This window comes from Vreelandella xerophytica (genome assembly GCF_968048975.1).
This window is the reverse complement of the sequence record NZ_OZ309106.1, coordinates 547,508-573,101: the sequence shown is the minus strand read 5'-3', so window position 1 is coordinate 573,101 and position 25,594 is coordinate 547,508. Positions and strand designations below refer to the sequence as shown.

At 60.2% G+C, this 25,594-nt stretch carries 23 protein-coding genes; 9 read left to right on the top strand and 14 right to left on the bottom strand.

The features are described 5' to 3' along the window. The first annotated feature begins 3 nt into the window (after positions 1-3). Both tatB and tatC read left to right on the top strand, forming a co-directional pair. Positions 4-456, top strand: coding sequence for a Sec-independent protein translocase protein TatB (gene tatB / locus ACWF8S_RS02720; protein WP_447555288.1), 453 nt, complete (start codon positions 4-6; stop codon positions 454-456). Next, on the top strand, positions 449-1,228 hold the full coding sequence (gene tatC, locus ACWF8S_RS02715) for a twin-arginine translocase subunit TatC (protein ID WP_447555287.1): 780 nt from the start codon (positions 449-451) through the stop codon (positions 1,226-1,228). Before tatB ends, tatC begins: the two co-directional genes overlap by 8 nt. 151 nt (positions 1,229-1,379) lie before the next feature. Here tatC and elbB read toward each other — a convergent pair whose 3' ends face one another. Continuing rightward, a complete protein-coding gene (gene elbB, locus ACWF8S_RS02710; protein ID WP_447555286.1) occupies positions 1,380-2,051 on the bottom strand; it encodes an isoprenoid biosynthesis glyoxalase ElbB in 672 nt (223 codons plus the stop codon). Between the two features lie 332 nt (positions 2,052-2,383). Here elbB and ppk1 point away from each other — a divergent pair, with 332 nt between their 5' ends. Further along, positions 2,384-4,576 carry a polyphosphate kinase 1 gene (gene ppk1, locus ACWF8S_RS02705; protein ID WP_447555285.1) on the top strand — a complete coding sequence of 731 codons (2,193 nt, stop codon included), beginning with the start codon at positions 2,384-2,386 and terminating at the stop codon, positions 4,574-4,576. Here the strand turns inward: ppk1 and metE are convergent. Next, entirely contained in the window at positions 4,573-6,870 is a 2,298-nt protein-coding gene (metE, locus tag ACWF8S_RS02700) for a 5-methyltetrahydropteroyltriglutamate--homocysteine S-methyltransferase (protein WP_447555284.1), read from the bottom strand. The two genes, ppk1 and metE, sit on opposite strands and share 4 nt — an antisense overlap. A gap of 96 nt (positions 6,871-6,966) precedes the next feature. On the opposite strand from metE, the gene ACWF8S_RS02695 reads away from it, so the two are divergent. Beyond that, entirely contained in the window at positions 6,967-7,905 is a 939-nt protein-coding gene (locus tag ACWF8S_RS02695; protein ID WP_447555283.1) for a LysR family transcriptional regulator, read from the top strand. Here ACWF8S_RS02695 and ACWF8S_RS02690 read toward each other — a convergent pair. Continuing rightward, the gene (locus ACWF8S_RS02690; protein ID WP_447555282.1) at positions 7,868-9,475 is read right to left on the bottom strand and encodes an ATP-binding protein; all 1,608 of its coding nucleotides are present in this window, start codon (positions 9,473-9,475) and stop codon (positions 7,868-7,870) included. The genes ACWF8S_RS02695 and ACWF8S_RS02690 overlap by 38 nt on opposite strands. Before the next feature lie 47 nt (positions 9,476-9,522). Beyond that, complete coding sequence (locus ACWF8S_RS02685) at positions 9,523-10,227, bottom strand: response regulator (protein ID WP_447555281.1); 705 nt, start codon at positions 10,225-10,227, stop codon at positions 9,523-9,525. Between the two features lie 270 nt (positions 10,228-10,497). Between ACWF8S_RS02685 and ACWF8S_RS02680 the strand changes: the two genes are divergently transcribed. Further along, complete coding sequence (locus ACWF8S_RS02680) at positions 10,498-10,638, top strand: hypothetical protein (protein ID WP_447555280.1); 141 nt, start codon at positions 10,498-10,500, stop codon at positions 10,636-10,638. Positions 10,639-10,720: 82 nt separating this feature from the next. Here ACWF8S_RS02680 and ACWF8S_RS02675 read toward each other — a convergent pair whose 3' ends face one another. The 3 genes from ACWF8S_RS02675 to ACWF8S_RS02665 all read right to left on the bottom strand — a co-directional run bounded on the left by ACWF8S_RS02675 (position 10,721) and on the right by ACWF8S_RS02665 (position 12,882). Then, on the bottom strand, positions 10,721-10,900 hold the full coding sequence (locus ACWF8S_RS02675; protein WP_447555279.1) for a PLDc N-terminal domain-containing protein: 180 nt from the start codon (positions 10,898-10,900) through the stop codon (positions 10,721-10,723). A 106-nt stretch (positions 10,901-11,006) separates the two neighbouring features. Further along, positions 11,007-11,522 (bottom strand): retropepsin-like aspartic protease family protein, encoded by a 516-nt coding sequence (locus tag ACWF8S_RS02670; RefSeq protein WP_447555278.1) that lies wholly within the window; start codon positions 11,520-11,522, stop codon positions 11,007-11,009. Positions 11,523-11,538: 16 nt separating this feature from the next. Then, complete coding sequence (locus tag ACWF8S_RS02665; protein WP_447555277.1) at positions 11,539-12,882, bottom strand: MFS transporter; 1,344 nt, start codon at positions 12,880-12,882, stop codon at positions 11,539-11,541. Positions 12,883-13,097: 215 nt separating this feature from the next. On the opposite strand from ACWF8S_RS02665, the gene ACWF8S_RS02660 reads away from it, so the two are divergent. Genes ACWF8S_RS02660 through ACWF8S_RS02650 form a run of 3 tightly spaced genes read left to right on the top strand, consistent with a single transcriptional unit; the run spans position 13,098 to position 15,770 of the window. Next, positions 13,098-13,799, top strand: a complete 702-nt coding sequence (locus tag ACWF8S_RS02660) for a substrate-binding periplasmic protein (protein WP_447555276.1) — start codon at positions 13,098-13,100, stop codon at positions 13,797-13,799. A 34-nt stretch (positions 13,800-13,833) separates the two neighbouring features. Further along, on the top strand, positions 13,834-14,496 hold the full coding sequence (locus ACWF8S_RS02655; protein WP_447555275.1) for a substrate-binding periplasmic protein: 663 nt from the start codon (positions 13,834-13,836) through the stop codon (positions 14,494-14,496). Then, positions 14,493-15,770 (top strand): GGDEF domain-containing protein, encoded by a 1,278-nt coding sequence (locus ACWF8S_RS02650; protein ID WP_447555274.1) that lies wholly within the window; start codon positions 14,493-14,495, stop codon positions 15,768-15,770. Before ACWF8S_RS02655 ends, ACWF8S_RS02650 begins: the two co-directional genes overlap by 4 nt. Positions 15,771-16,045: 275 nt before the next feature. Here the strand turns inward: ACWF8S_RS02650 and ACWF8S_RS02645 are convergent, their stop codons facing one another. Next, a complete protein-coding gene (locus tag ACWF8S_RS02645) occupies positions 16,046-17,677 on the bottom strand; it encodes a BCCT family transporter (RefSeq protein WP_447555273.1) in 1,632 nt (543 codons plus the stop codon). A gap of 497 nt (positions 17,678-18,174) precedes the next feature. Between ACWF8S_RS02645 and ACWF8S_RS02640 the strand changes: the two genes are divergently transcribed. After that, the gene (locus ACWF8S_RS02640) at positions 18,175-18,540 is read left to right on the top strand and encodes a hypothetical protein (RefSeq protein WP_447555272.1); all 366 of its coding nucleotides are present in this window, start codon (positions 18,175-18,177) and stop codon (positions 18,538-18,540) included. Here ACWF8S_RS02640 and ACWF8S_RS02635 read toward each other — a convergent pair. From ACWF8S_RS02635 to trmB, 6 genes are all read right to left on the bottom strand, one after another. After that, the gene (locus tag ACWF8S_RS02635) at positions 18,537-19,430 is read right to left on the bottom strand and encodes an AEC family transporter (protein WP_447555271.1); all 894 of its coding nucleotides are present in this window, start codon (positions 19,428-19,430) and stop codon (positions 18,537-18,539) included. The genes ACWF8S_RS02640 and ACWF8S_RS02635 overlap by 4 nt on opposite strands. 107 nt (positions 19,431-19,537) lie before the next feature. Beyond that, entirely contained in the window at positions 19,538-22,489 is a 2,952-nt protein-coding gene (gene glnE / locus ACWF8S_RS02630; RefSeq protein WP_447555270.1) for a bifunctional [glutamate--ammonia ligase]-adenylyl-L-tyrosine phosphorylase/[glutamate--ammonia-ligase] adenylyltransferase, read from the bottom strand. Between the two features lie 57 nt (positions 22,490-22,546). Further along, positions 22,547-22,918: a diacylglycerol kinase gene (locus ACWF8S_RS02625; protein WP_447555269.1), complete on the bottom strand. Its 372-nt coding sequence runs from the start codon at positions 22,916-22,918 to the stop codon at positions 22,547-22,549. A 30-nt stretch (positions 22,919-22,948) separates the two neighbouring features. Then, entirely contained in the window at positions 22,949-24,409 is a 1,461-nt protein-coding gene (dacB, locus tag ACWF8S_RS02620) for a D-alanyl-D-alanine carboxypeptidase/D-alanyl-D-alanine endopeptidase (protein ID WP_447555268.1), read from the bottom strand. 11 nt (positions 24,410-24,420) lie between these two features. Beyond that, positions 24,421-24,750 carry a DMT family transporter gene (locus ACWF8S_RS02615; protein WP_447555267.1) on the bottom strand — a complete coding sequence of 110 codons (330 nt, stop codon included), beginning with the start codon at positions 24,748-24,750 and terminating at the stop codon, positions 24,421-24,423. Next, on the bottom strand, positions 24,747-25,427 hold the full coding sequence (trmB, locus tag ACWF8S_RS02610; RefSeq protein WP_447555265.1) for a tRNA (guanine(46)-N(7))-methyltransferase TrmB: 681 nt from the start codon (positions 25,425-25,427) through the stop codon (positions 24,747-24,749). The genes ACWF8S_RS02615 and trmB overlap by 4 nt, the downstream gene beginning before the upstream one ends. Positions 25,428-25,594 lie beyond the last annotated feature (167 nt).

Here is a 25,594-nt window from a genome sequence, read left to right as displayed (position 1 = left end):
TCCATGCTGGATATCGGCTTTCTCGAACTAATGCTCATCGGTATCGTGGGGCTTCTGGTCCTTGGCCCCGAGCGGCTGCCGAAGGCTGCACGCACCACCGGCATGTGGATCGGCAAGATCAAGCGAACGGTATCCGGCATGCAACGCGAAATCACCGCCCAGCTCGAGGCCGAGGAGCTTCGCCAGAAGCTGAGCGATCAGCAGCAGAAGCTCGACAAGAGCCTGCAGCAGGCCAAGCGCGATGTCGAAAGCATTGCCGGTTCAGCGAGTACCACGGCTCGCCCGGCAGGCGAAAAGCGCGATACCGAAAAACGCGTGGAGGATGCCCGCGCTCACCTGGATGACGCTTTGCAAACGGTTCACGAAGAGCCGTCGGCGCCTGTCGCGTCTACCTCGAAGGCGCCGGATGCGCCCACCGACCCCGAGCCCAAGAAGGATAGTACCCCCCATGAGTAAGACGGGCGATTCAGACAAGGCGCGCGAAGATCAAAGCCAGGCCCCCCTGATCGAACACCTGATCGAGCTGCGCTCGCGCCTGGTCAAGGCGGTGGTGGTGGTGGTGGTCATATTTCTGGCGCTTTACGCCTTTGCCAACGACATTTATACCTTTGTAGCCGAACCCTTGATCGCGCTGCTGCCCGCAGGCTCTCAGATGATCGCCACCGAGGTGGCCTCGCCTTTTCTGGCACCGTTCAAGCTCACGCTGGTGGTAGCGGTCTTTCTGGCGATTCCTTTCGTGCTGCACCAGGCCTGGGCCTTCGTGGCCCCCGGGCTTTACGATAACGAAAGGGCACTGGCAATCCCTATTCTGGTCTCCAGCATCGCGCTTTTCTACGCAGGTGCCGCCTTCGCCTACTACGTGGTATTTCCGTTGCTGTTCGAGTTTTTCACCCAGACCGGGCCGGAAAACGTGGCGGTGATGACCGATATCAATCAGTACCTGAACTTCGTGCTCAAGCTCTTTTTCGCTTTTGGTGTGGCCTTCGAGATCCCCATCGCCACGTTCTTGCTGATTTTATCCGGTGCGACCACGGTGCAAAGCCTCTCGCAAAAGCGCCCTTACATCCTGCTGGGATGCTTTGTAATCGGCATGGTCCTGACCCCGCCGGACATCATTTCGCAAAGTTTGCTGGCCATCCCCATGTACCTGCTTTACGAAGTGGGGCTGCTCTTTGGCCGCCTGGTGCGCCGCCGCCGCCAACTCGACGCCGAGGACGCCGCCGAATAGTGTAGCGTCGCCGTCTGTCGGTTGGTCATCCAGACGATGCCATTAAAAAAGCCTCTGCACTTGTGCAGAGGCTTCTTGTCTTTGGGCAACGATGTTGCAACTAATGCTCAACTACCCTTTCATCAATTTTCTCATCAACCCTTCAAAACGCTCAGTTCCTTTCTTGGTCGAGCATGTCGTTGATGCGCTCGACCAGCTTGAAGATGCCGGTGGCGGCTTCGCTGATACGCTCGGCCTGCATGTAGGCGGGAGTAGTCACCACCTGGTGCTCGAGGTCCACGACGATATCGTCGACGTTGCAGCTTTTATGCAACCCGCCCATGGCACTGATGGCACCAGCCACACTCGGGTCGCGCCCGATCGTCACCGCGATGCCATCGCCTAGAAGCCGCGGCACCAGTACCGGCGCGATACACATGAGTCCGATTGGCTTGGCATCCGCCTTGAAGGCCTTCAAGGCCTCCTTCAGGCTCTCGAGCACCTGCATGTTATCGCCCTGCAGAGCAAAATCGGAGAGATTCTTCGCTACGCCGAAGCCGCCAGGCACGATGACCGCGTCAAAGTCGTCGGCGTCGAGCTCGGTGATGGGGCTGATATCGCCGCGCATCAGGCGCGCCGACTCTTTAAGCACGTTGCGCGTCTCCCCTTCTTCCGCGTCCTGGGTCAGGTGGTTGATGACGTGGTGCTGGTCGATGTCCGGTGCGAAGGCGCGATACTGTATTCCCAGCTGGTCCAGTCGCAAAAGCGTCAACGTGGTTTCATAAATCTCCGACCCATCATAAGCGCCGCAGCCGGCCAGAATCACTGCTATTTGTTTGCTCATGCCTATCTCCCTTGGTTATCTCTATGATCTCTACGGCGAGCGACATAGTAGAGTCGAACACTCTAGTCACTCTTCCCCGGCTCCACAAGACGGCTTTCGCCGTAGAGAAGACGCTCTTGCCCTGACCGTCAATTTGCCCGGGCCCCCGGCAAGAGCACCGCCAGGGTGCATTGCATCGCGCGTGCGCGAGACGGCCAACAAAAACGGGCTTTTCGATTTAACCCATTATAAGCTGACACTTGACTGTCATCTTTGCGCTGCAGAATCGCCCTGGCACACCAAGGTCATGGTAGGCGCTTATAAAGCGTGAAGCCCACTACGCGAGGGCCCGTATGGCGACGCACACATTTGATTCCACACCCTCTCAAAGTACCGAGCCGGCAAGCACGGAAGGCGAGAACCTGCCCCTGCGTATCAACCGTACCCCCACCGGCGTACAGGCCAAGGAAGCGCTTGCCAACACCGATCTGGACGACCCGGAATTCTACTTCAACCGCGAGCTATCGCATCTGCAGTTCAATATCCGAGTGCTGGAGCAGGCGCTCGATGACGCGCATCCGCTTTTGAACCGGCTGATGTTTCTACTGATCTTCTCGTCCAACATGGATGAATTTTTCGAAATCCGCGTGGCGGGGCTGAAGCATCAGATCGCGCTCAATGATGACGCAACCGCCGCCGATGGCCGCATGCCCAGGGCAGTGTTGAGTGAAATCTCCGAGACCGCCCACTATCAGATTCGCCGCCAGTACCAGATCCTCAACGATATCCTGCTGCCCGCCCTGGAAGCCCAGGGCCTGCGCTTTCGGCGGCGCGACCAGTGGAACGATGAACAAAAGGCCTGGGTGCGGGAGTTCTTCGATCAGGAAATCATGCCGGTGATCAGCCCCATCGGGCTGGACCCCTCCCACCCGTTTCCACGGCTGGTGAATAAAAGCCTCAACTTCATCGTCGAACTCGAGGGAAAGGACGCCTTCGGCCGCGCCGGCGGCATGGCGATTCTTCCCGCGCCGCGCTCGCTGCCGCGCTTGATCGCCCTGCCCAAGGAGCTCTGCTCGGCGGGGTTTTCCGAGTATGTGTTTCTTTCCTCGATGATCCACGCCCACGCCGACGAGCTGTTCCCCGGTATGCGGGTGCTGGGATGCTATCAATTCAGGCTCACGCGCAATGCCGATTTGAGCGTGGACCCCGAAGAGGTATCGGATCTGGCGTCGGCGCTCAAAGGTGAGCTTCTGGCAAGACGCTATGGCAGCGGCGTGCGCCTGGAAGTGGCCAACAACTGCCCCGAAGGATTGACCGATTTCCTGCTGCGCCAGTTCGAGCTGACCCAGGACGATCTTTACCGGGTAGAGGGGCCGGTCAACCTGACCCGCATGATGGCCGTGCTCAACGACGTGGATCGCCCGGAACTCAAGTACCGCCCCTTTACCCCCAGCGTGCCCAGGTCGTTGAAGGAAGGGAGTCTTTTCAACGCCATCGACAAGCAGGATATCCTGCTGCACCACCCCTTCCAGTCGTTTTCACCCATCGAGGACCTGCTCAGAGAGGCCGCCCGCGACCCGGACGTGCTGGCCATCAAGCAGACTCTTTACCGCACGGGGTCGGACTCCTCCATCGTCAGCGCCCTGGTGGACGCGGCAAGCCAGGGCAAGGAAGTCACCGTGGTCATCGAGCTACGCGCACGCTTTGATGAAGCGGACAACCTGCAGCTGGCCTCGCGCCTGCAGGAGGCCGGCGCCATCGTCATCTACGGCATCATGGCCTACAAGACTCACGCCAAGATGCTGCATATCGTGCGTCGGGAAAAGGGCGGGCTTCGCCACTACGCGCATCTGGGCACCGGCAACTACCATGCCAAGACCGCCAAGCTCTACACCGACTACAGCCTGCTGACGGCCAATCAGGCGCTTTGCGCCGACGTGCATCGGGTGTTTCAACAGCTTTCCGGCATGGGCCAGGCGCGCAAGATCGAGACCCTGCTGCACGCCCCCTTCACCCTGCATCAAAAGCTGGTGGAGATGATCGACCGAGAGGCCCTGCTCGCCGCCAAGGGCAAGCGTGGTCATATCATCATCAAGTGCAACTCCCTCACCGAACCCAAGCTGATCAAGGCGCTCTACCGCGCCTCCCAGGCAGGCGTGGAATGCGATCTGATCATTCGCGGCATGTGCTGCCTGAAGCCGGGCATCAAGGGCGTATCGGACAACATTCGTGTGCGTTCGATCATCGGGCGTTTTCTGGAGCATACCCGGGTCTTCTACTTCCACAACGGCGGCAAGCCCGAAACCTGGTGCTCGAGTGCGGATTTCATGCCACGCAACATGTTTCATCGCGTGGAAACCTGCTTTCTGCTCAAGGACAAGAAGCTGGCCACCCGGGTACGCAAGGACCTGGAGACCTACCTGGTGGATAACTGCCAAAGCTGGTTACTGGAAAGCGATGGCAGCTATCAGTTGCAGGGCCCCGGCACAAGCGATGCGATCAGCGCCCAGGAGACGCTGCTTTATGCCTACGCCACCAAGAGCTAGCGCACTTTTCGACGCAGCTCGACGGCGGCTTTCACCATGTTTTCGAGTGCGGGTTCGACCTCGGCCCAGCGGCGGGTTTTAAGCCCGCAATCCGGATTGACCCAGAGGCGCTCGGCGGGAATCTTCTCGAGCGCCTTTTCCATGAGCGCTACCATCCGTGCCACCTCCGGCACGTTGGGGCTGTGGATATCATAAACCCCTGGGCCAATCTCGTTGGGGTAGGCAAACGCCTGAAAGGCGTCCAGAAGCTTCATGTCCGAACGTGAGGTCTCGATGGTAATGACGTCGGCATCGAGTGCGGCGATATCGCCGATAATGTCGTTGAACTCCGAATAGCACATATGGGTATGGATCTGGGTGCTATCGGCCACTGTGCAGGCGCTCAGCTTGAAGCACTCCACCGCCCAGTCGAGGTAGGCTCGCCACTCGTCATGGCGAAGCGGTAATCCTTCGCGCAACGCAGGCTCGTCGATTTGAATGAGCGTGATTCCCGCGCGTTCCAGATCCTGCACTTCGTCTCTCAGTGCCAGCGCAATCTGACGGCAGGTAGTGGCGCGCGGCTGGTCATCGCGCACGAACGACCACTGCAGAATCGTCACCGGGCCGGTCAGCATGCCTTTCAGGGGCTTCGCGGTGAGCGACTGGGCGTAACGACTCCAGCGCACCGTCATGGGGGCGGGCCGGGTCACGTCACCGAAAATGATCGGCGGCTTGACGCAGCGCGAACCGTAACTCTGTACCCAGCCAAAGCGGGTAAAGGCAAACCCCTCCAACTGCTCACCGAAGTACTCCACCATATCGTTACGCTCGGCTTCACCATGCACCAGCACATCCATCCCCAGCGCTTCCTGACGCGCCACGGCATCGGCAATTTCGTCGCGCATGGCAGCATCATAGGCCTCTTGGGTGAGCTCTGCGGCCCTCAACGCCCGGCGCTTGGCACGAATGGTATCGGTCTGCGGGAAAGAGCCGATGGTGGTGGTGGGAAACAGCGGCAAGTCATGTTGCTTGCGCTGGGCGAGCGCCCGGTCGACGTAGCCGCTGCGCCGGTGGCTGTCGCTTTCACGAATACCCTGCAAACGCTCGCTCACGTCAGGTTGATGAATACGCGTCGAGGTTCGCCGGACGTCAAGCGCGCGGGTGGCCTCACGCAGGCGTTCTGTATCGCTTGCGGTGGCGCGATTATCGATCAAGCGCGCCAGGGTGACGACTTCATCCAGTTTCTGGCGGGCGAAGGCGAGCCAACCCTTGAGTTCGGCGTCGAGTTCACTCTCCTGCTCGAGATCCACCGGCACGTGCAACAGCGAACAGCTCGGCGATAACCAGAGACGCTTGCCCAGGCGTACTTTCCAGGGCAGCAGGCGCTCGCGCAGCGCCGCCAGGTCCGCACGCCAGACATTGCGGCCATCGACGAGCCCGACCGACAGCACCTGATGGGGGCTTAGCCGGTCGATGACCCGCTCCACCTCGGAAGGCGCGCGTACCGCGTCGATATGCAGCCCATCCACGGGCAGACGGGTAGCCAGGGAAAGATTACTGGCGAGCGATCCGAAATAGGTGGCCAGCAACAGCTTGAGCGGTGCGCCTTGAAGACGATGGTAGGCACGCTCGAAACCTTGCTGCCAGGCAACGGGGAGATCCTGCACCAGCGCGGGCTCGTCGAGCTGTACCCACGTCACGCCTTGACGCGCCAGCCGAGAGAGAATGTCGGCGTAGACGTCGAGAACGCTATCCAGAAGCGTCAGCCGGTCGAACGCCTCCCCTTTGGCCTTGCCAATCCAGAGCCAGGTGAGCGGGCCCAGCAGGCTCACCTTGGGTGTAAAGCCCGCCTCGAGCGCTTCATCCACCTCGTCGAACAGGCGGCTCGAGGCCAGGCTAAAGGTCTGGCCCTTCTGAAGTTCAGGTACCAGGTAGTGATAGTTGGTATCGAAATACTTGGTCATCTCGCAGGCAGCAGCGGGCACGCCGCTGGGCGCCCGCCCCCGGGCCATACGGAAAGCGGTGTCCAGATCCACTTCGCCACCGGCCACCTCGACCTGGCTTTCAAAGCGTTCAGGGACGGCGCCGAGCATGACAGAGACGTTCAGCACCTGGTCGTAGAAGGCGAAATCACCCACGTTGACAAGATCGAGTCCCGCACGCTGCTGGATTTGCCAGTGATCGCGGCGAAGCGTCTGACCAACGGTCTCGAGTTCGGCTCGGTCAATGCTGCCCTGCCAATATGCCTCGACGGCGTTTTTAAGCTCGCGCCGCGCGCCGATGCGCGGATAGCCAAGAATATGAGAAACTGTCATGATAAACCTCGTTGACGTGCAGAATTTCTCATAGTCTGGATTCAGGCCATAAATGAATCAAACTAAAGCTATTAATACAAAACATGAAATAAATACATGATTGAATTACGACACTTGCGCACGCTGATTGCACTTCGCGAGACAGGCTCGCTGGTGGAAGCCGCCGAACGCGTGCATCTCACCCAGTCGGCGCTGTCGCATCAGTTGAAGGATCTGGAAAGCCGAGTGGCGAGCCCGCTGTTCGTGCGCAAGACGCGCCCGGTAGAGTTCACCCGGGCGGGACTTCGTCTATTGGCGCTGGCAGATGAGCTTTTGCCCGAAGTGCGCCGAGCCGAGCGGGATCTGGCGCGCCTGGCGGGCACCGAACAGGGAAGGCTGCATATGGCCATCGAGTGCCACAGCTGCTTTCAGTGGCTGATGCCCACGGTGGATTACTTTCGCGATCACTGGCCGGAAATCGAGATCGACATTCCCAGTGGCCACCATTTCGACCCTCTGCCGGCGCTCGCCCGGGAACAGCTGGACCTGGTCATCACCGCCGACCCTCAGCCGATCGATGGCATTCACTATGCTCCGCTGTTTTGCTATGAAGGGCTCCTGGCCGTGGCGCGCCAGCATCCCTTCGCGCAGAAAACCTTTGTCGAGCCCAGGGACATCGCCCTCGAGACGCTGATCACCTATCCGGTGGAAACTACGCGTCTGGACATATTCACCCAGTTTTTGAACCCGGCCCAGGTGCGCCCCAAGGAGATTCGCACCGCAGAGCTTACCATCATGATGATGCAACTGGTGGCCAGCGGCCGTGGCGTCTGTGCACTGCCCAACTGGGCGCTGACCGAGTACCTGGAACGGGGCTACGTAAGTGGCGTCAAGCTCGGAGAAGCGGGCATCTGGAGTACACTCCATGCCGCCATTCGCGAGGACACGCGGCAGACCCCCTGGATGCAGGACTTCCTGCGCACGGCCCGGGAGACGTCCTTTGCGGTGCTCAGCGGCATCAGGCCGGTGGCTCACGCCGAGGAACCAGGAGCGTAAAGCGCGCCCCGCCCAGCGTCGGGCTTTCATCGATGGTCACGCTGCCGCCGTGGCCGCTCATTACCTTGTGCACGATGGAGAGCCCCAACCCGTACCCGCCGGAGCTTCGCGCGCGGCTGTCGTCCAGCCGGGCGAAGGGTTTGAAGATGTCGCTGCGCGCCTCGAGCGGCACGCCGGGGCCATCGTCCTCTACATCGATACGCACCAGGTGCGGCTCGTCCCAAAGGCGGATGGCTACCTGGGTGCGCCCGTGGCGACAGGCGTTGCTGACCAGATTCTGCAGCGCGCGCTGCAGATAGCGCGGCTCGGCAAGAAGCTCTATGTCCCCGTCCGCCTCCAGCGTCAACGTCAGCGTCTTGTGCAGCGGAGTGAGCGCATCGATCACCCGATTCGCCATGGCGCAGCACTCGACCGGCACCATTTCGAGGGGGTCGCCGTGGCCAGGGCCACCGCCCAGCCGGGCGTAGGTCAGGATCTCGTCCACCAGATCGTCCAGCTCGGCGATATCGGCGTCGATGCCCTGCAGTTGGCGACGAATCGCTGGCTGGTCGGTCATGTCCTCGACCATCTGCACGGCGAAGCGAATTCGTGCCACCGGTGTTCGCAGCTCATGGGAAACCGCACGGATCATCTCCTGCTGGCCTTTCAAAAGCGTTTGAACCTGACTCGCCATGACATTGAAGGCCATACCCAAGCGACCCAGAAAATCACCGCTTTCCACTTTCACCCGCGTTTCCAGTCGGCCGCTGGCGATACGTGTCGCGGCCAGCTCCAGGCGCGCCATTCGCGCCTCGATACTGCGCATGACCAGGTAGATGATCAGGCTCAGCACCACCATCACGCCAATCAGAAGCGGCAGATGAAGGCTCAGGGGCAACGTATCGTGTCGCGTAATGGGGCCGGCTTTCAGCCACTGGTCGGTGCCGGGGATCTGATAGAGAAACGAAAGCGACAGCTGTTCGGTTACCAGGCGAGTGACCACCTCATTGCGCGCCAGCTGCTCACGCTGGGCCAAGGTCAGGTCCTCGGGCAGGGAGGCCAAGAGCGTTAACGGCCAGTTGTCCAGATGAAGGCGCGACAGCACGCCCGGGCGTTCGCTATACGGCGTGCGCGAAAGCCAGTCGCCCAGTACCCTCAAGCTGCCCTGCCACTGGCGCTCGCTCCAGCCAGTGAAGGTGGCGCTCAGCAGCACGCCCTGCTCAAAGGACTCCCCCGGAATTCGCTGGCGAAGCTGCCAGGGTGCGTGATCGATCAGGATACTGCCGCGACTCAGACGCGCCTTTTCGAAGTAGTTCAGGTCGGCGTCGCTGACGGGCTGCAACCCAAGCTGCATGCCAAACTGCTGGGCGAAGTCGCTCAACCGGGCCTCGCGGTGCTCGGGAGCCAGTTCGGCCAGTTGCTCGGTCATCAGCGTCATCGGCATGCTGGCCATTTTCTCGCGAAACTCTTCACGACGTACCTGCTCGATAAAGGTGCGCCCTCCCACGGTCAGGAGAAATACCACACACAGTGCCAGCCCCAGCAGTACATAAAATCTTAGAAATGAGCCATGGCTAAGCACGCGCGGCATTTACCTTACCTCGTGGAATTTTTTCAATGCGCCCGGCGTCATGCCTGTCAGCTATCCTTGACAAAAAGATAGCCCTTGCTTCGAACGGTCTTGATACGGTGAGGCTGGTGGGGGTCATCACCGATCTTGGGACGAATGCGCGACACCCGCACGTCAATCGAGCGGTCCTGGCCGTCATACTTGATACCCCGAAGCTCGCTGAATATCTCCTCACGGGTCAAGACGCTGCCGGCGTTACGCGCCAGAAGCCATAGAAGATCGAACTCGGCACTGGTCAAGTCAATACGCTCGCCATCCAGCCACGCTTCCCGGGTAGCACTATCGATATCCAGGTTGGAAAACTGCAGGCGCACCTCGCCATTGGGCGCCGGCGCATCGGCCCGGCGTAAAAGTGCACGCATTCTAGCCAGCAGCACGCGGGGCTGTACCGGCTTGGGCACATAATCGTCGGCGCCCATTTCAAGACCCAGCACCTGGTCCAGGTCATCGGTGCGCGCGGTCAGCATCATGATGGGACCGGCAAAATTGGGCCGCACACGTCGACAGATCGAAAGGCCATCTTCACCCGGCAACATCAAATCCAGAATCACCAGATCCGGCTGGAGCTCCATGATCCGCTCGACCCCTCTGGACCCATCTGCTTCAACGGTCACTCGAAAGCCGTTGTTTTCCAGATAATCGCGAGTAAGCTCAGCCAGACGCTGGTCATCTTCAATAATCAGCACATGATCTTGATCGGGATGGTCAGACATGAGCGGCTCTCGCTTCCTTGTTGATAGAGGATAGTTGCGGTGGCTCCATGATATCTCACTGGCTCCACGCAGTGCGTTATAGTAACACTTGCTTACTTTGTATTAACGTTGGCAGCTTAAATTGTAAGGATACCTTAAAACGGCGTATGCGCCTGCCCCTCTTCCGGGTTTTCTGCAGGGCCGTTGACAGCGCTTGATTCCTGATTCACTGCGCGCTAATGTTGAGTGCGTCAGTTGTCAACCATCTTTTGGACATGGCAGGAGGAGGCGATGCGCAGTCAAAAAACCAAGAGCGTCATCAAGCGCGTCTACGTACCGACGCAGGTACGCGATCTACCCAACGGCGAGAAGTTAACGATTCCCGGGCACTACAAGGCCCCACCCGCCAATGAAGACCGCTCCCACGACTAACGCGCGGCATGAAGACTTGAAAAGCATGAAGACATAAAAAAAGCAGGCCCTGGGCCTGCTTTTTTGAATCCGCCTTGGATCGCTATCCCTTGGGACCGAACAAGAACCAGATAATCAAACCGATCAGCGGAAAGACAAGTAGTACAAGAATCCAGATCAGCTTGGCAAGACCGCTCGCCGCGCTCTTGGCCACTTTCACGATCGCCCAGATGACAATGACCAGCCAGATCAGACCTAATAAACCGCCGACTTCGATACCCATGATGACTCTCCTTGGTGTTGATATCCTTGTGTTGCCCGCTCAGCATAGCAGCTCTTTGCTGACATGCGAGTTTGCCGGCATGCGAGCGTCACTGCCCTGGCAAGCGTCATGGCTCCGGCAAGCGTAGCAGCATTTCGCCATCGGCCATCTCGATGGTGAGTAGATTCAGAAAGCTCATGCCTAGAAGCACCGTATCACGCTCCATGCCGGGGCTGATCGAGCCCTGAACGTTGCTTGCCCGAATGCCGCCCAGGACGACTTCGTTCAGCTCGGTCAAATTCCCCTCGACGCGGCCGTTGGCGGTATTGAACCAGGCGCTGCGCCCGGGCTCCAGAGAGAGCCTGGCGGCAAGATCATGGGGGACAGCGACATAGGTGGCGCCGGTATCGAGCAAGAAGGTGACCGGCTCGCCGTTGATTTCCCCGGGCGCCTCGAAATGACCCGCCCGGTTTCGCTTGAGCGTGACCGGCGCACCATCGGGCGAGGCGTTCATCACGTGGGCATTGGAGGTGGTCAGTTTGGTGAAACCGCCGTCTATCAGCCAGGTGCCAGCGCCGAGTAGCAGAACCCAAAACAGCAGCATCATCACGATGCCGCCTCGCTGCGCTTTAAGCGATGTCATATACACCCCCGCTTGACTAGGTGCTTTGCCATGCAAGCGCCGCCTCGCGACCACGCCGCTCGTTGACACCTGCGCAAATCAGCATCGCAATAATGAATAGCCCTACACATAATAGAATAGACGCTTGAAGGCCAATCAACGTTTGAAGCCCGCCCAGCATGACGATGCCCAGTACGCCGGCAAGCTTGTTGGCAAGGCCCCAGAAACCGAAAAACTCCGCCGACTTGGCCAGCGGTGAAAACACACCCACCAGCGCACGGCTGGCGGACTGGCTCGACCCCAGACTCAACCCGGCAAGGCACCCCACGTACAAGAAGACGTGCTGCGCTTGCCATTGCCAGCCGAACCGGGCGTTCACCCAGGCCGTGAGTTCCGGCGTGGCCCATATGGCGAGAATCGCCAACACCCAGAGAGCCAGCGTCATCTGGTAGGTATGCTTGGCGCCGAGCTTGTCCTGAATGAAGCCAAACCCCAGCGCCCCGGCGGCGGCGGTAATCTGCACGATGATGAACATGGTATTGCGCACGCCCTCCTCCCAGCCGATCACCTGAGCGCCGTATATGAAGGCAAACGCGATGATGATGTAGACCCCAGCCATCGAGAACAGCAGCGACACCAGAAAAATGGTTAGATCCTTGAAATAGCGAAGCTCTTTAAGAGTGCCTGACAGCCGCTGCCGAGCAATGCGCTGATACGATACGCCTCGGTCCTTGGCCACACCCCGCTCTTTTAGCCACATGAAGGTGGGAATCGCCGTCACCAGGAAAAAACCGGCGGCAAACGGGCCGACCCAGCGAATACGTTCGAAGTTTTCCACCGTAGCCTCGCCAAGCACCAGCAGGGTAAAACCCGCGGCAAACAGCCCGCCAATATAGCCAAGCGCCCAGCCAAACCCGGAAATCTTGCCAAGCGCCTGAGGCGGGCCGAGTTCAGGCAAGAAGGCGGCGATAAACGACTCCCCCATGGAGTAGGCGTAGTTGGAAAGCACGATCAGCAAAAGCCCTGCCACCACGTAGCCGGGTTCGACGAAGTAGAGCATGGCGGTGGTGGCCACCGTTGCCAGATAGCTGACCAGCAAGAAGCGTTTTTTCTCGGCACGATAATCCATGATGGCGCCACACAGGGGGGCGGTGATCACCACCATCAGGTAGCTGGCCGCCAGCGCCAGACTCCATAAGAAGTTGGCCAGGCGAAAGCCGTCGCCTCTATCCCCCACGATGACGGTCGTGAAGAGCTCGCCAAAGACCACTGTAATGATGAGCAGAGTGTAGGCCTGATTGGCGAAGTCGAACATCGCCCAGCCGAAGATCTCGCGACGGGAGGCGTAGATCGGCGCGTTTTTGACAGATTCAGAGGACATAAGGGCTCTCGTAAGGACAGGGAGTCAAAGGCTTGACCTGAGACCACACAGTAAGCCAAGTCGGTAAAAATGGGATGACAGGGCCTTTAAGTTGCTCTAAGTTTTCCAAGAGGGTCAAGTCGGGATATTGCTTAATGACGTATGGGTTCGCTTTCAAGAAGCGGTTGATAAAAAGCGTCTCGTTAATAGCGGGTTTGATGTTAACGACATCGTCATTGGCCGACACACCCCTCTCTTTTCTTGATTTAACCTATGTTAGCGAAGAGTACCCGCCCTACAACTATGCCGAAAAGGGCGTCGTCCAGGGCCGGGCGGTCGAGCTTTTGAGGCGACTGTTCCTCCATTCCCAGACCCCGTTTGAAAGCGTTCATATTCATATCTTTCCCTGGGTGAGAGCCTATAACCTTACTCTGCAAACCCCTAACACGGTGCTTTTTTCCACTACCAAGACCCCGACAAGAGAAGCGCTTTTCCACTGGGCGGGACCTATTGCCATCGACCACGTGGCGCTGATGGCGCCGCCGGACTCGTCGCTTCGTATCGAGGCGCTCAATGACGCTATTGCACAAGATCTGAGCATCGTGGTGATTCGCGAGGATATCGGCGAGCTCAGTCTAGCAGAGGCCGGCTACCCGGAACGTTTAATCCATCGGGCGCTGAACAATCGAAGTGCGCTTTCCATGCTGATGAACCAGCGCGTCGATCTCTGGGCGTATAGCGCAAACGTTGCCCGATGGCTTGCCGAGCGTGAAGGGTACGTGCCCTCCACGCTCGAACCGGTTTATACCTTGAGCGACCATCCGCTCTACTTTGCGATCAACAAGCAAAGCGACCCCGGACTCACCGCCCGTTTCCAGCAGGCCATCGACGAGCTAAGTAAGCTTGATATTCCTCAGGCGGTGTATCAGGATGAATAGCGTCTGGCTCTCGATCCTTTCACCTGTCCTTTTTATGACGACCATGATGCTTTCCAGCACACAGGTGACGGCGAATCCGGCGCCTTCTTACCATTTGACCATCAATACCGAAGATTACCCGCCGTTCAACTTCGAGCGCGACGGCGTGGTGGTCGGTCGCGCCACGCATCGTCTGCGTGATGCCCTGGCGCAAACCGGCATCGAAGCGCAGTTTTTCCTGCTCCCCTGGACGCGTGCCTACACCGAAGCACGGCTGCGCCACAACCACTGCGTCTATTCGACGACCCGCACGCCCGAGCGCGAGGCGCTGTTTCGCTGGGCGGGGCCGCTGGGGGTGAACGAATGGGCAGCGCTATCGCTTGAGGGTCGCTTTGACAACCTCGAACACCCTCACGATCTGAAAGGGCTGCGTGTTGGCAGCATCAGAGAGGATGCCGTGGGCGATTACATCGAAAGCCAGGGAATCAACGTGCTCAGAGCGTCCAGCGAGTGGGTCAACGTGGCCAGGCTCAAGGCCGGACTTGTGGATGTGATCGTCACTGGTCGGGCCACGGCCGCCTTTCTTGCTCGCGAGCAGCACATTTCTCTGCAGCATCTGTTCACGTTTGCGCATATGCCGCTTTATCTCGCCTGTCATCCAAGCGTACCCCATCAGGTGATGGCTCGCCTGCAACGGGCGTTGAAGGCGCAACGATGACCTCCAGAACGTCCAGAGCCTCACTTATCAAGGGACGCCTAACGCTCAAGCAGGCTCTGCTGACGCTTCTCATCGCCACGCTGATCAGTCTGGTGTCGGGGAGCCTCGAGCTTTTGAACCATGCCAGAAGCATGCGTACCGATATAGAACAGCGCACCCAGCAGCAACTGGCGATCGTCAACGGTGCAGCCGCGGAGGCAGCATTTCAGTTGAACCCGCAGTTGGCCGAACAGATCGCTCGGGGCCTTTTCAGCGACAGCGACGTCGCCTATGTGCTGATTCAGGACGACTTCGGGCGCACCCTCGCTGTCTTCGACGCCCCGGTTCAGTCGCCAAGCTGGCTGGGGCAGGCACTTTTTGGCGACATGCTCGACTACCAGACACCGCTTCGCTATCACCTGGGCGATACCCTGCCCACCACCCGGGTAGGCGAAATTCAGCTATCCCTGGATCTGGACTACCTTACCGACCAGTTTCTGGCCAGAGGTTACAGCGTGGTCGGGACAAGCATCGTCGAGGCCTTTCTTCTCAGCAGCCTGTTCATCGCCTTTTTCCACATCTACATTACGCGTCCGCTCTTGAAGGTGCATGCCGCGATCATCCAGACCGACCCGACCCACCCGGCCCGATGGCCCAAACCGACCCTGCGAGGCCATCGCAACGACGAGCTGGGCCATCTGGTCGAGAGCATGGATCACCTGCTATGTGAATTTCAGCGCGGCCTGGAGCAGCGCGACCACCTGCATCGGCTCTCTCAGCACGACGGCTTGACCGGCATCGCCAACCGACGCTATTTCGATACATTTCTCGCCCATCAATGGGAGAAGACCTTGCGCGCTGGCGAACCTATCTCGCTGATCTTTATCGATATCGATAGTTTCAAGGCCTTCAACGACCATTACGGCCACACCATGGGTGACGATACGCTGCGAAGTGTGGCCTGTGCACTCAACCGGTGCCTGGACTCCCAAGACAGCCTGCTGGCACGTTACGGTGGCGAGGAGTTTGTCTGCGTTCTGCCGGGCAAGGATATCCATGGCGCATTGAGCATGGCCAACTACATGCGTCAGACGGTGCTGACGCTGGCGATTCCTCACGCCCGCGGTCACACAGATGACATACTCACCGTCAGCATGGGCGTGGCCAGTACCTGGCCTGCTCCAGGCCAGAGCGCAAAGAATCTGCTCGATGAGGCCGACCAACGGCTCTACTACGCAAAGAACAGGGGTCGCAACCGGATAGAGGCATTCAAGCCGGTGCAGGAAGGACGTTAGAATCGAAAACCCAAAAGGGCCAGGGCGGCCCTTTTCCATATACGACCGGTCATGTGAGCAACCAGTGCGCCACAACGGCGGACATACCGACCACCAGCGCCGTCAGTACCGCCACGATGACGATCAGATCCAGCCATTGATCAAAGACAGCCCAGCATCGATGCAAGGCAGCCCCCTTAGGCTGCCTTCGCGTTGCGCCGTGGCGTTGTCGAGCCATTAGCGCTTACTCCCTATGGACGGTTTACAAGTCAGTAAAACAAGTCAGTAAACCAAGTTTAGCTCTTGATGCGCCGGTTGACCACGAGAGGCGCACGCCGCAGGCGTTCCTGTTCGGCATCGCTCAGCTCGTCGGCTTCGAAGGCGTCCGCACCGACCGGCGTATCGCCGTGACGACGATAGAGCTGGGTCAGCATCGAACGACGATCCGCCTGAAGCTCGCGAATCAGCACGTACACCATCAGGTAGAGAATGAACGTAAAAGGAAGGGCTGCCAGCACCGCTGCCGACTGAAGCCCGGTCAGCCCGCCCGCGGCGATCAGCGTCAGGCAGATTGCGGCAATCAACACCCCCCAGATCACGCGCTTGTAAAGCGGCGGATTGATGGAGCCGTTATCGGTCATTTGCGCAACGATATAGGACGCCGAGTCCGCCGAGGTCACCAGGAAGATGAAGATCAGCAGGATGGAGACGATGGAGAGCACGCTGGTAAAGGGCATCAGCTCGTACATCTCGAAAAGTGCCACCGTGATATTGTCCTGAGTAGCAGCGGCCAGACCGACGTTGTCCCCATTGATCTCCATGGTCAGCGCGGCGCCGCCAAAAACGCCGATCCACAAGCACGCCAGCAGCGGCGGCATGATCAGTACTCCAAATACGTACTCCTTGATGGTACGCCCTCTTGAGACGCGCGCCACGAAGGTGCCCACAAAAGGCGACCACGCAATGACCCAGGCCCAGTAGAAGATCGTCCACTCGCTGGCCCACTCGTTGCTGCTGTAGGGGGAAATGCGCAGGCTCATGCCGATAAAGTTTTGCAGATAATCGCCAACACCCAGCACGATGGTTTCCAGAATGGCAACGGTCGGACCGGTGAACAACACATAGAGCATCAGGGCAATACAGATCCCCAGGTTCAGGTTGGAAAGGCGCTTGATGCCTTTATCCAGCCCCGCCCAGGTCGACAGCATGTACGCGCAGAACATGACGGAAAGAATGATGAACTGCCAAAGCGTGCCTTCAGGCACGCCAAACACCGCGTTCAGACCACCGTTCATCTGCAAAACGCCCAGACCCAGCGAGGTGGCAACCCCCATCACGGTCGCCACGACGGCAAACACGTCGATCCAGGAAACGTAAGGGCGAAGCCGAGGCTTCTTGGCCACTACCGACGAGAGCACCGACGAGACGAGCCCGGCCTGGCCCTTGCGGAACTGGAAGTAGGCAATGATCAGCCCCACCACCGAAAATGCTGCCCACTGGTGAATTCCCCAGTTGAAGTAGCTGTACTGAATGGCGTAGCGCGCAGCGGCTTCGGTTTCGGGCTCGAAATCCCCGTAGGGCGGCTCGATGTAGTGACTCATCGGCTCGGCCATGCCGTAGAATACGAGCCCGACACCGAAACCTGCCGCCAGCAACATGCTGATCCAGGAAAAAAAGGTGTAGTCGGGTTTGCTGTCCTGGGGCCCCAGTCGCACCTTGCCGTACTTGCTGAACGCAAGGCCGAACAAGAAGATGACAAACCCGAAGACCGATATCAGGTAGAACCACCCCAGGTGCTCGGTAACGGCCCCGAGTGCCGTCTCGGCACCCTGCCCAAAACTGTCGGGAAACGCCGCGCCTATGACCACCAATGTCAAGATGATGACGGTGGAGGCGATAAATACCATCTTGCCTTCGTTTTGAGCCATGTCACTTCCTTATTCGCTCTAGATTGAATCGTCCGCATTCAAGGTGTTTTTAACCTTACAGCCTAGCGCCAGCGCCGTATAGCGCGCGAACCAGGAAACCGAATGGCGCGAGCCCATTGAAACCAAGCTACCCGAATCAAGAAACAATCCAGATTAAAGAGAGGGCATGCCTTTAAAAGGCGTTACGCGCTTGTTCCAGGCCCCTCTTTATTAAAGGGGCCATTAGCGGCGCTTACCCATCAGCACTCGTCCACCCGTGGCGTCCATGGCCTTCAGCATAGACGCCCCGGGTGGGGCTATCACGTTTTAACAGCTCCTTGCTCAGGCAAGGGAGCGAAAGCGCCACAGGAGTGCCACCGCCTTGACTGTCTCCCATTTAATTCTCTCCATTTAAGCCGCGACCGTTCAACGGGCGTTTAAATCGGCCTGGACGCCGCAAATGAACTTGCCCTGGCCCGCGTGTTCCAATGAGGGCTAATGGATAACGGAGGCACTACATGGCCCACCCCAATCGTGATTCACAAAACGCCGCCTGGCAGGCCGCCCACCAGTGGCGGGCAAAGGCGGCAAGCACGCAGCCTGCGGGGTTGCTGGGTACGCTCAAACTCATGCTTGTATGGCTGGCTTTCGGCGCATTGATGATTGTGGGCGTGGTCTTTGGCCTGATCCTGCTGCTGGTGGGCTGGGCGCTGATGCCGTTCATGCGCCACAAGATGAAAAAGCGCATGGAGCAGATGCGTGCCGATCAGGCCCGGGATGTCGGCGGAAGCTTCGAAGGCTCCGACCCCGCCCCGGGTGGTGGCCGGCCTCACGCTCGCCAGGACGCCATTGAAGGCACCTTCGAGGTCAAGGACACGCACTAGAGTGGCGCGTGTATCCAGGCAAACGTGGCGCCCAGCACCAGCGGCATCACGATCAGGCTCCCCAAGTTGCCGATCAGCACGATGGAAGCCACCTTCTGGGGCGCCAGATCGTACTGCTCCGCCACCAGGTAATTGAGAACCGCTGGCGGGAGTGCGGCGAACACCAGTAGCGTGGCGAGCTGAAGCGCGTTGAGCGGTAATATTGCCATCAGCGGTAGTGCGATCACCAGCCCCGACAGCGGGCATAGAAGCGCCCCCAGAAGTCCCATGCGCCAGTCCTTGAAATCCACTTCCAGTAAACGTACGCCCAGGGCAAAGAGCATCAGCGGTATGCACACCCCGCCAAGCATGTGCATGGCCTCCAGAAGCCATCCAGGCAGGGCGACATCCCCCCCATTGACCACAAGTCCCGCGATACTGGCCGCCACGATAGGCATTCGGAGCATTCGCCAAAGCGAGGTGCGTGGGTCCAGCATGTAAAGACCGACTGAAAAGTGCAGCAGCATCTCGACAATAAACACGACCACCGCCGCCGGTAGCGCCATCTCGCCAAAGGCGAAGACCAGAAGCGGTACCCCCATGTTGCCGGAGTTGTTGAACATCATCGACGGCAGAAACACCTTGCGATCGAGCGAGAGCCACTTCGCCAGCGGCCAGAGCACGACGCCGGAACCAAGCACTACCAGCGCCGCAGCCCCGGCAAGCCAGGCGTAGTCGGCCAATGGCGCCTGGCGGTCCGCCAGTACGGCAAACACCAGAAGCGGGACGAAAAGCTCCATGTTGAGCTTGTTGAGCGTGGCGATATCCGGCGTACGAAAGCGTCCATAAAGCGCCCCGGCAGCGGTAATCAGGAAAACGGGCAGCAGCGTGGCGAGAATATGGCCGGTCATCGATCACCTCCTGACCCGCAAGGCGCGGCGTAACGAGTGGGCATGGGGTGCCTTTTTATTGTGAGCCGTTGGTAAAAACGGCTGTCAGACGGTGCGGCAAGACATCGTCACTGGCCCAGAAAGCGCTGCCAAAGCATCGTGACCGCTTCGCGGTGCTGGGTCAGCTCGCCCGTGTCGACCACCGGCTTTTCGCTGGTCAACGCCGCGCGGTGCGTGCGGCTTCGGTAGGCCAGATACGCCTCGCGAAGCGAGCTTGCCTCGTCTTCCCCGAGATAGCCGTGCGCGGCGAGCGTCTCCAGAATGCGCATGTTGTCCGGATAGGTGGCAAGGGCAGGCGTCTTGCTTGAAAACGCCAGCACGCCGTACTGGCAGAGAAACTCGATATCGACCATGCCACCGGCGTCCTGCTTGAGGTTGAAGGTTTTGTCTGCCTCTTTCGCGCCCGGTTTGGTGCCCAGGTGGTCGCGCATCTTCTGACGCATGCTGACGACATCGGCCTTCAACGCGTCCGGCTCCCGGGCCTGGGTCAGAAGCTCGGCTCTCAACGTCTCGAATTTTTCGGCAAGGGCGGGATGCCCGGCCACCACCCGGGCGCGTACCAGCGCCTGATGCTCCCAGGTCCAGGCGTTCTGGCGCTGATACTCCCCAAACCCGTGGATGGACGTGACCAGAAGCCCCGCGTTGCCCGAAGGGCGAAGGCGCATATCCACCTCATAGAGGCTTCCGGCCGGCGTGGTGGCGGTCAGAAGGTGAATGATGCGCTGGCCCAGACGGGTGTAGAACACCGGGGTATCCAGCGGGCGCGGGCCGTCTGTCACGCCCTTGCCGTCGCTGTCGTGGAGAAACACCAGATCCAGGTCGGAGCCGTAGCCGAGTTCGATGCCGCCTAGCTTGCCGTAGCCGATGATCAAAAACGCTGGATCAAACTCGCTCAGCCCGGCAGGCACCCCGTACTTGCGCGCGACGTGTCGCCAGGCCATGGCCAGCACCGATTCCAGAATCACCTCGGCGATGTAGGTCAGGTAGTCGCTCACCTTCATCAGGTGGCGGGTACCGGCGATGTCCGAGGCGGCCACGTGCAGGGTCTTGGCATGCTTGAAGACGCGAAGCGCTTCAAGCTGTGCCTCCTCATCCTCCTCGGGCAGGCGGTTGAGCGTCTGGCGAAGCTCGTCGCTCAGGGCGGTCTTGTCCGCCGGGGTGTAGAGCGTCTCGGGTGTCAAAAGCTCGTCGAGCAGAATAGGATAGCGGGCCAGCTGCTGGGCGATCCAGGGGCTGGGGGCACAAAGCTTCATCAAGTGGCCCAGCGCGTGGGGGTTCTCCCGTAAAAGCGCCAGATAGGCCGTGCGCCTCAATACCGATTCGATCAGCGGCTGTACCCGCTCCAGCGCGGTATCCGGCGTGTCGTGCTCGGCAATGGCGTCGAGCAGAAGCGGCATCAGCGCGTCCAGGCGTTCAAAGCCGATGCGCTGCATGCCCTGCACCTGACGGGAATGGTAGAAGCTTTCCAGGCGCTTTCGCACCCGCTCGGGCGAGGCAAAGCCGGCGGCCTGCAGATACGCCGTCGCCTCATCCTCTTCAAGCTCGCCGCGCCATAGAAGCCGCCACTCTTCAAGGCCCACCCGGGTGTCGCTCTCCTCGTCCACTTCGGCTTCAGGGTCGGCGATGACCGAATCGAAATGCCCGCGGACCCGCTCACGTACCGCGTCAAGCGCCTGGGTCAGTGTCGTCCAGTCGCTCATGTTCACGGCGTAGGCCACGCGCAGGCGCTCGTCCTCCTCCACCGGCAGCATCTGGGTCTGGCGATCATCGAGTGCCTGAATGGCGTGCTCGACATCGCGTAAAAACGCGTAGTCCTCCAACAGTTCTTTCACCACCGCCTCGGGCAGCAGCCCAAGCGCGGGCAGCTCGTTGAGCGCGCGCTCAAGCGAGGCCACCTGAAGCTCGGTATCGCGTCCGCCGCGAATCAGCTGAAACGCCTGCACCACGAACTCGACCTCGCGAATGCCGCCGGAGCCGAGCTTGATATTGCTTTGCATGCTCTTGCGCTTCACTTCCCGGTTGATCATCGCCTTCAGCTCTCTGAGCGATTCGATCGCGCCGAAATCGAGATAGCGCCGGTAAACGAAGGGACGCAGGCTGGCAAGAAGCGCCTTTCCCCCCGCGATATCGCCGGCCACCGGACGCGCCTTGAGCATCGCGTAGCGCTCCCATTCCCGGCCCTGGTCCTGGTAGTAGCCCGTCAGCATGGCAAAACTGCCCACCAGCGGCCCGCCGTCCCCCAAGGGACGCAGGCGCATATCCACCCGAAAGGCGAAGCCGTCACTGGTCACTGCATCGAGAGCGGCGATCAGGCGCTGGCCAAGCTTGGTGAAATACTCCTGATGCGCCAGCGGTTTGCGCCCGCCGGTGGTCTCGCCCTTTTCGGGAAAGGCAAAAATCAGATCGATATCCGAGGACAAGTTCAGCTCACCGGCGCCTAGCTTGCCCATGCCCAGCACCACCAGCCGCTGGGGGCTACCGTCGGCGCGGGATGCGGGGCTTCCCCAGCGCGGGGCGTAGAAGGTTTCCAGCCAGCCAAGTGCCCCCTCAAGACACACCTCGGCAAGCCAGGAGACCGCCTGGGCGCTTTGCCACATGGCATAATTTCCAGGCCGGTTGAGATCGCGCCAGACAATGCCCAGCATCCGCACGCGTCGAAACCGGCGAATCACCCGATGCATGGCCTCTTCATCTGCAGCGTGCGCCAGGGCCTCGTCCAGCCAGGTCTGTTGGCGCGCCTTGTCCGGCGCGGCGTCAAGTTCGCCGCTTTCCAGAAGCTCGCCCAGCCACTGCGGGTATCGGGCAAGGGTCTGGGAAGCGAAATGCGAGACGGTGACCACCCGGCAAAGGGCGGCCTGGCGGCTCGGGTCCTCGAAATGGCGTGAAGGCAGCGGCTTGTCGGTCATCGAGGCAACGTTATCCGCTTTTTCAAGGGCATCCGCCAGACTCTTGAGTGCCTGCTCGGCCAGCGGCGTGACCGCCTCCGGCACTTGTGATAGAACCGCCTCATCCCACTGCATAGCCACCTCACTGCCTGGCGTCGAACACTCCAACGCGATTTGAAAAAACCGGCCTTTCTAACCGAACACCTTCAACCAGCCAAGCACTCCCCAGGTAAGGCCCGCCATGATCAGCGAGAGCATGACCGCCGCCGAGCAGATATCCTTCGCCCGGCCCGAGAGCTCGTGGTGCTCCGTGCCGATACGGTCCACCACGTTTTCGACGGCACTGTTCAAGAGCTCGACGATCAACACCATGAAGAGGCTGCCCACCAGCATCAGCCACGCCATGGCGGTATCGGCCAGCCACCAGGCAAGTGGCAGCATGATCGCGCAGATTACCACTTCCTGGCGAAAGGCGGCTTCGTTTTTAAAGGCCGCTTTCAGCCCCTTCCACGAGTAGCGTGTGGAGTGTACTAAGTGGGTGATTCCGGTATGCCTTGGCTTCATGGCGCATGCTCCACTGAATGACCGTTGTCGTTAGTTCGCCAATATCATGGCATCCAGATCCAGCGAGAGCGGGTCAAGCACCTCCGACCAGCTTAAATAGGGGGTCGAGCCGGTGCCATTCACCAATACGCTGAACACCCCCCAGCGCCCCTGGGCCGTACGAAAGTAGCCCGCCGCGGCGCGTACCGCAAACGGCTGGTTGAGGGTCCCGGTCTTGAGCATCACGTTGTTCTGAAAGGTGGGCGAGCCGCGCCGGATAAAACGCATCACCCCATTGGTCGGCGACTGAAACGCCGCCACGAAGCTTGGAAAGAGCGCGCTCTGGTAGAACATGTCCTCAAGCATCACGGTCACTCCGTGGGCAGAGGTGCGGTTCTCCGTGGTCAGGCCGCTGCCGCTTTGCAGCGTCAAGGGCCCGTGGCCGGCAAGGCCCTGGGCATAGGCCTCGATGGCCTGCCCCGCCTGGGCGAGCTGCGCCTGGGGGGTCTGAACCAGGTTCAGCGCCAGCACGTCGGCCATGTAGTTGTTGGAGTAATTCATGGTACGCAGCACAAGCTCCTGCAGCGGCTTGCTGTCCACCGCCGCCAGCCGGCTCGCCCCGACCGGGCGCGATGACGTCACCCGCCAGGGATCGCGCACCGTGACGCCAGCCTGGTTGAGCATGCTCAACAGCACCTGGGCGGTCTGCTCGGCGGGGTCGCCGGCGCCGCGGTAAACGTCCTGGGCCGAGGCGTTGGTCGACATCTGCCCGGTCAGGCGAATCACGTCGCCCCGCTCATCGGTCACGCGTTCGGCACTGATCTCGGTGCCGCTGTTGGCGGGCACGGTCTGTACCTGGTTGTCCACGGTGATCAGCGGCAAAGGGCTGTCGCAAAGGCCGGTGCGGGCAGGTGTATTGGCCTGCGCCCCTGGGGCGACATTCACACACCAGGAGCCGAAATTCACCCCCGCCGAGGTCAGCGGTGCGCTGTAGGCGTTGGTCACCCGGGTCTGCGCGTTGCAGCGGTCGGTGGTGACGCAGGTCACCGGCCCAAAGCGCCACTGACTGATCACAAGCGAGCCGTCCACTTCCTGAACCCCGGCCAGCTGTAGACGCTGCACCAATCGCCAGAGATCCTCGGTGGTGAGCCCGGGGTCGCCGCCGCCTTCAAAGATCAGATCACCGCGCAGTACGCCGTTGTCGATGCGTCCGCTGCTGACCAGTTGGCTGGTAAAGCGGTGCTGGGGGCCGAAGCGGCTCAGCACCGCCGCACTCAGGTACGCCTTGGTGACCGATGCCGGCGAGAGCTGACGCTCCGGATTCAGGCTGCCAAGCACGCGCTGGGTATCCGGGCCCAGAAGGCGCGCTTCGGCGCTGATCGAAAAACCGGTGTTCTGGAGCTGGCCCAGACGGGAGAAATCCGCCCAGAGCGGCTGACTGACCCACAAGGCCGTCACGGCCACGCCGGCGGCCAGGCGCCATCGACGGGAGAAGAATTTGCAACGCTTCACACTCACCTACCTCAATGCACGTTCATTTTAGAAAAGACCTGCAACACCACGACCCCGGCCACGATCATGCCGATGCCCACAAACGCCGGCAGATCCGGCTTCTCGTTGAAAGTGACGATGCCTACGACCGTTACCAGCACGATACCCAGCCCCGCCCAGATGGCATAAGCGATGCCCACCGGCAGCGTGCGCAGCACAAGGCTCAAGAGATAAAATGCCAGCCCGTAACCGATCACCACCACCAGGCTGGACAGCGGACGGGTAAAGCCTTCAGACGCTTTCAGGGCGCTGGTGCCGATCACCTCCGCCACGATGGCCAGTATCAATAGCACAAAGGTCATTCAATGCCCTCTTGATGGCGTGAAAGTTCACACCATAGTCGCCAAAGCGGCTGACCGCTTTGATCGTACTTGGCTTCAAAGGGGGTTAGATACTCCCCTTGCGGCGCCAGCGGCTCGATTGCACTGCGCTGGCCGGTCGCCAGTTCAAGCCCCTGGGCGAACTCTTCGATATAGAGTTTCCAGTTAGAGCGCACCTCCAGACGCCCGCCCAGGGCAAGTACGCTAGGAAACACTGCGTGGCCGTGCCAGCGCATCTTGAGATGCGCGGCCTTGGGGTATGGGTTGGGGTACAGGATATAGTGACGCGCCGGCGCCCAGCCCGCCTCAAGCGCCAGCCGCCAGAAATCCACCAGATCCGCCCGGACGAGCAGCGCATTGCCGGGCAGCTCGCCGTGCTCGCGACTCAACCGGCTCTCGCTTCGATCCACTCCGATGACGACATGGTCCGGGAACTGCATCGCCAGCCGCCGTGTCGAAAGTCCTACGCCGCAACCGGCGTCAAGAATCAAGGGGGCACGGGAAGCCGCGTACCAGGCATGAGCGGCCTCGAACGCCTGGCGGTTATGCTCGGCCATGGGCTTTTTGAGCGGATGCGCAAGCGAGCGCTGGACCCGCCGGACAAGATCCTGATGCGGCCCAAACTGATTGGACGTGACAACTCGAGACGCGTGCTGCATTGCCATCCTTTAGGAGAAAAAGCCATGATTCTACCAGTCTCTGACGCGCGCGGCATGACGCCATCGCGCCCCCGGTGCTATGATCACGCTTTAAAGTATCATGGTGCTCGGCTCGGGCCTTGTTTTCGCCCAGCCGCCGAGCCTCACGTTATCGTCAACTATCGCTC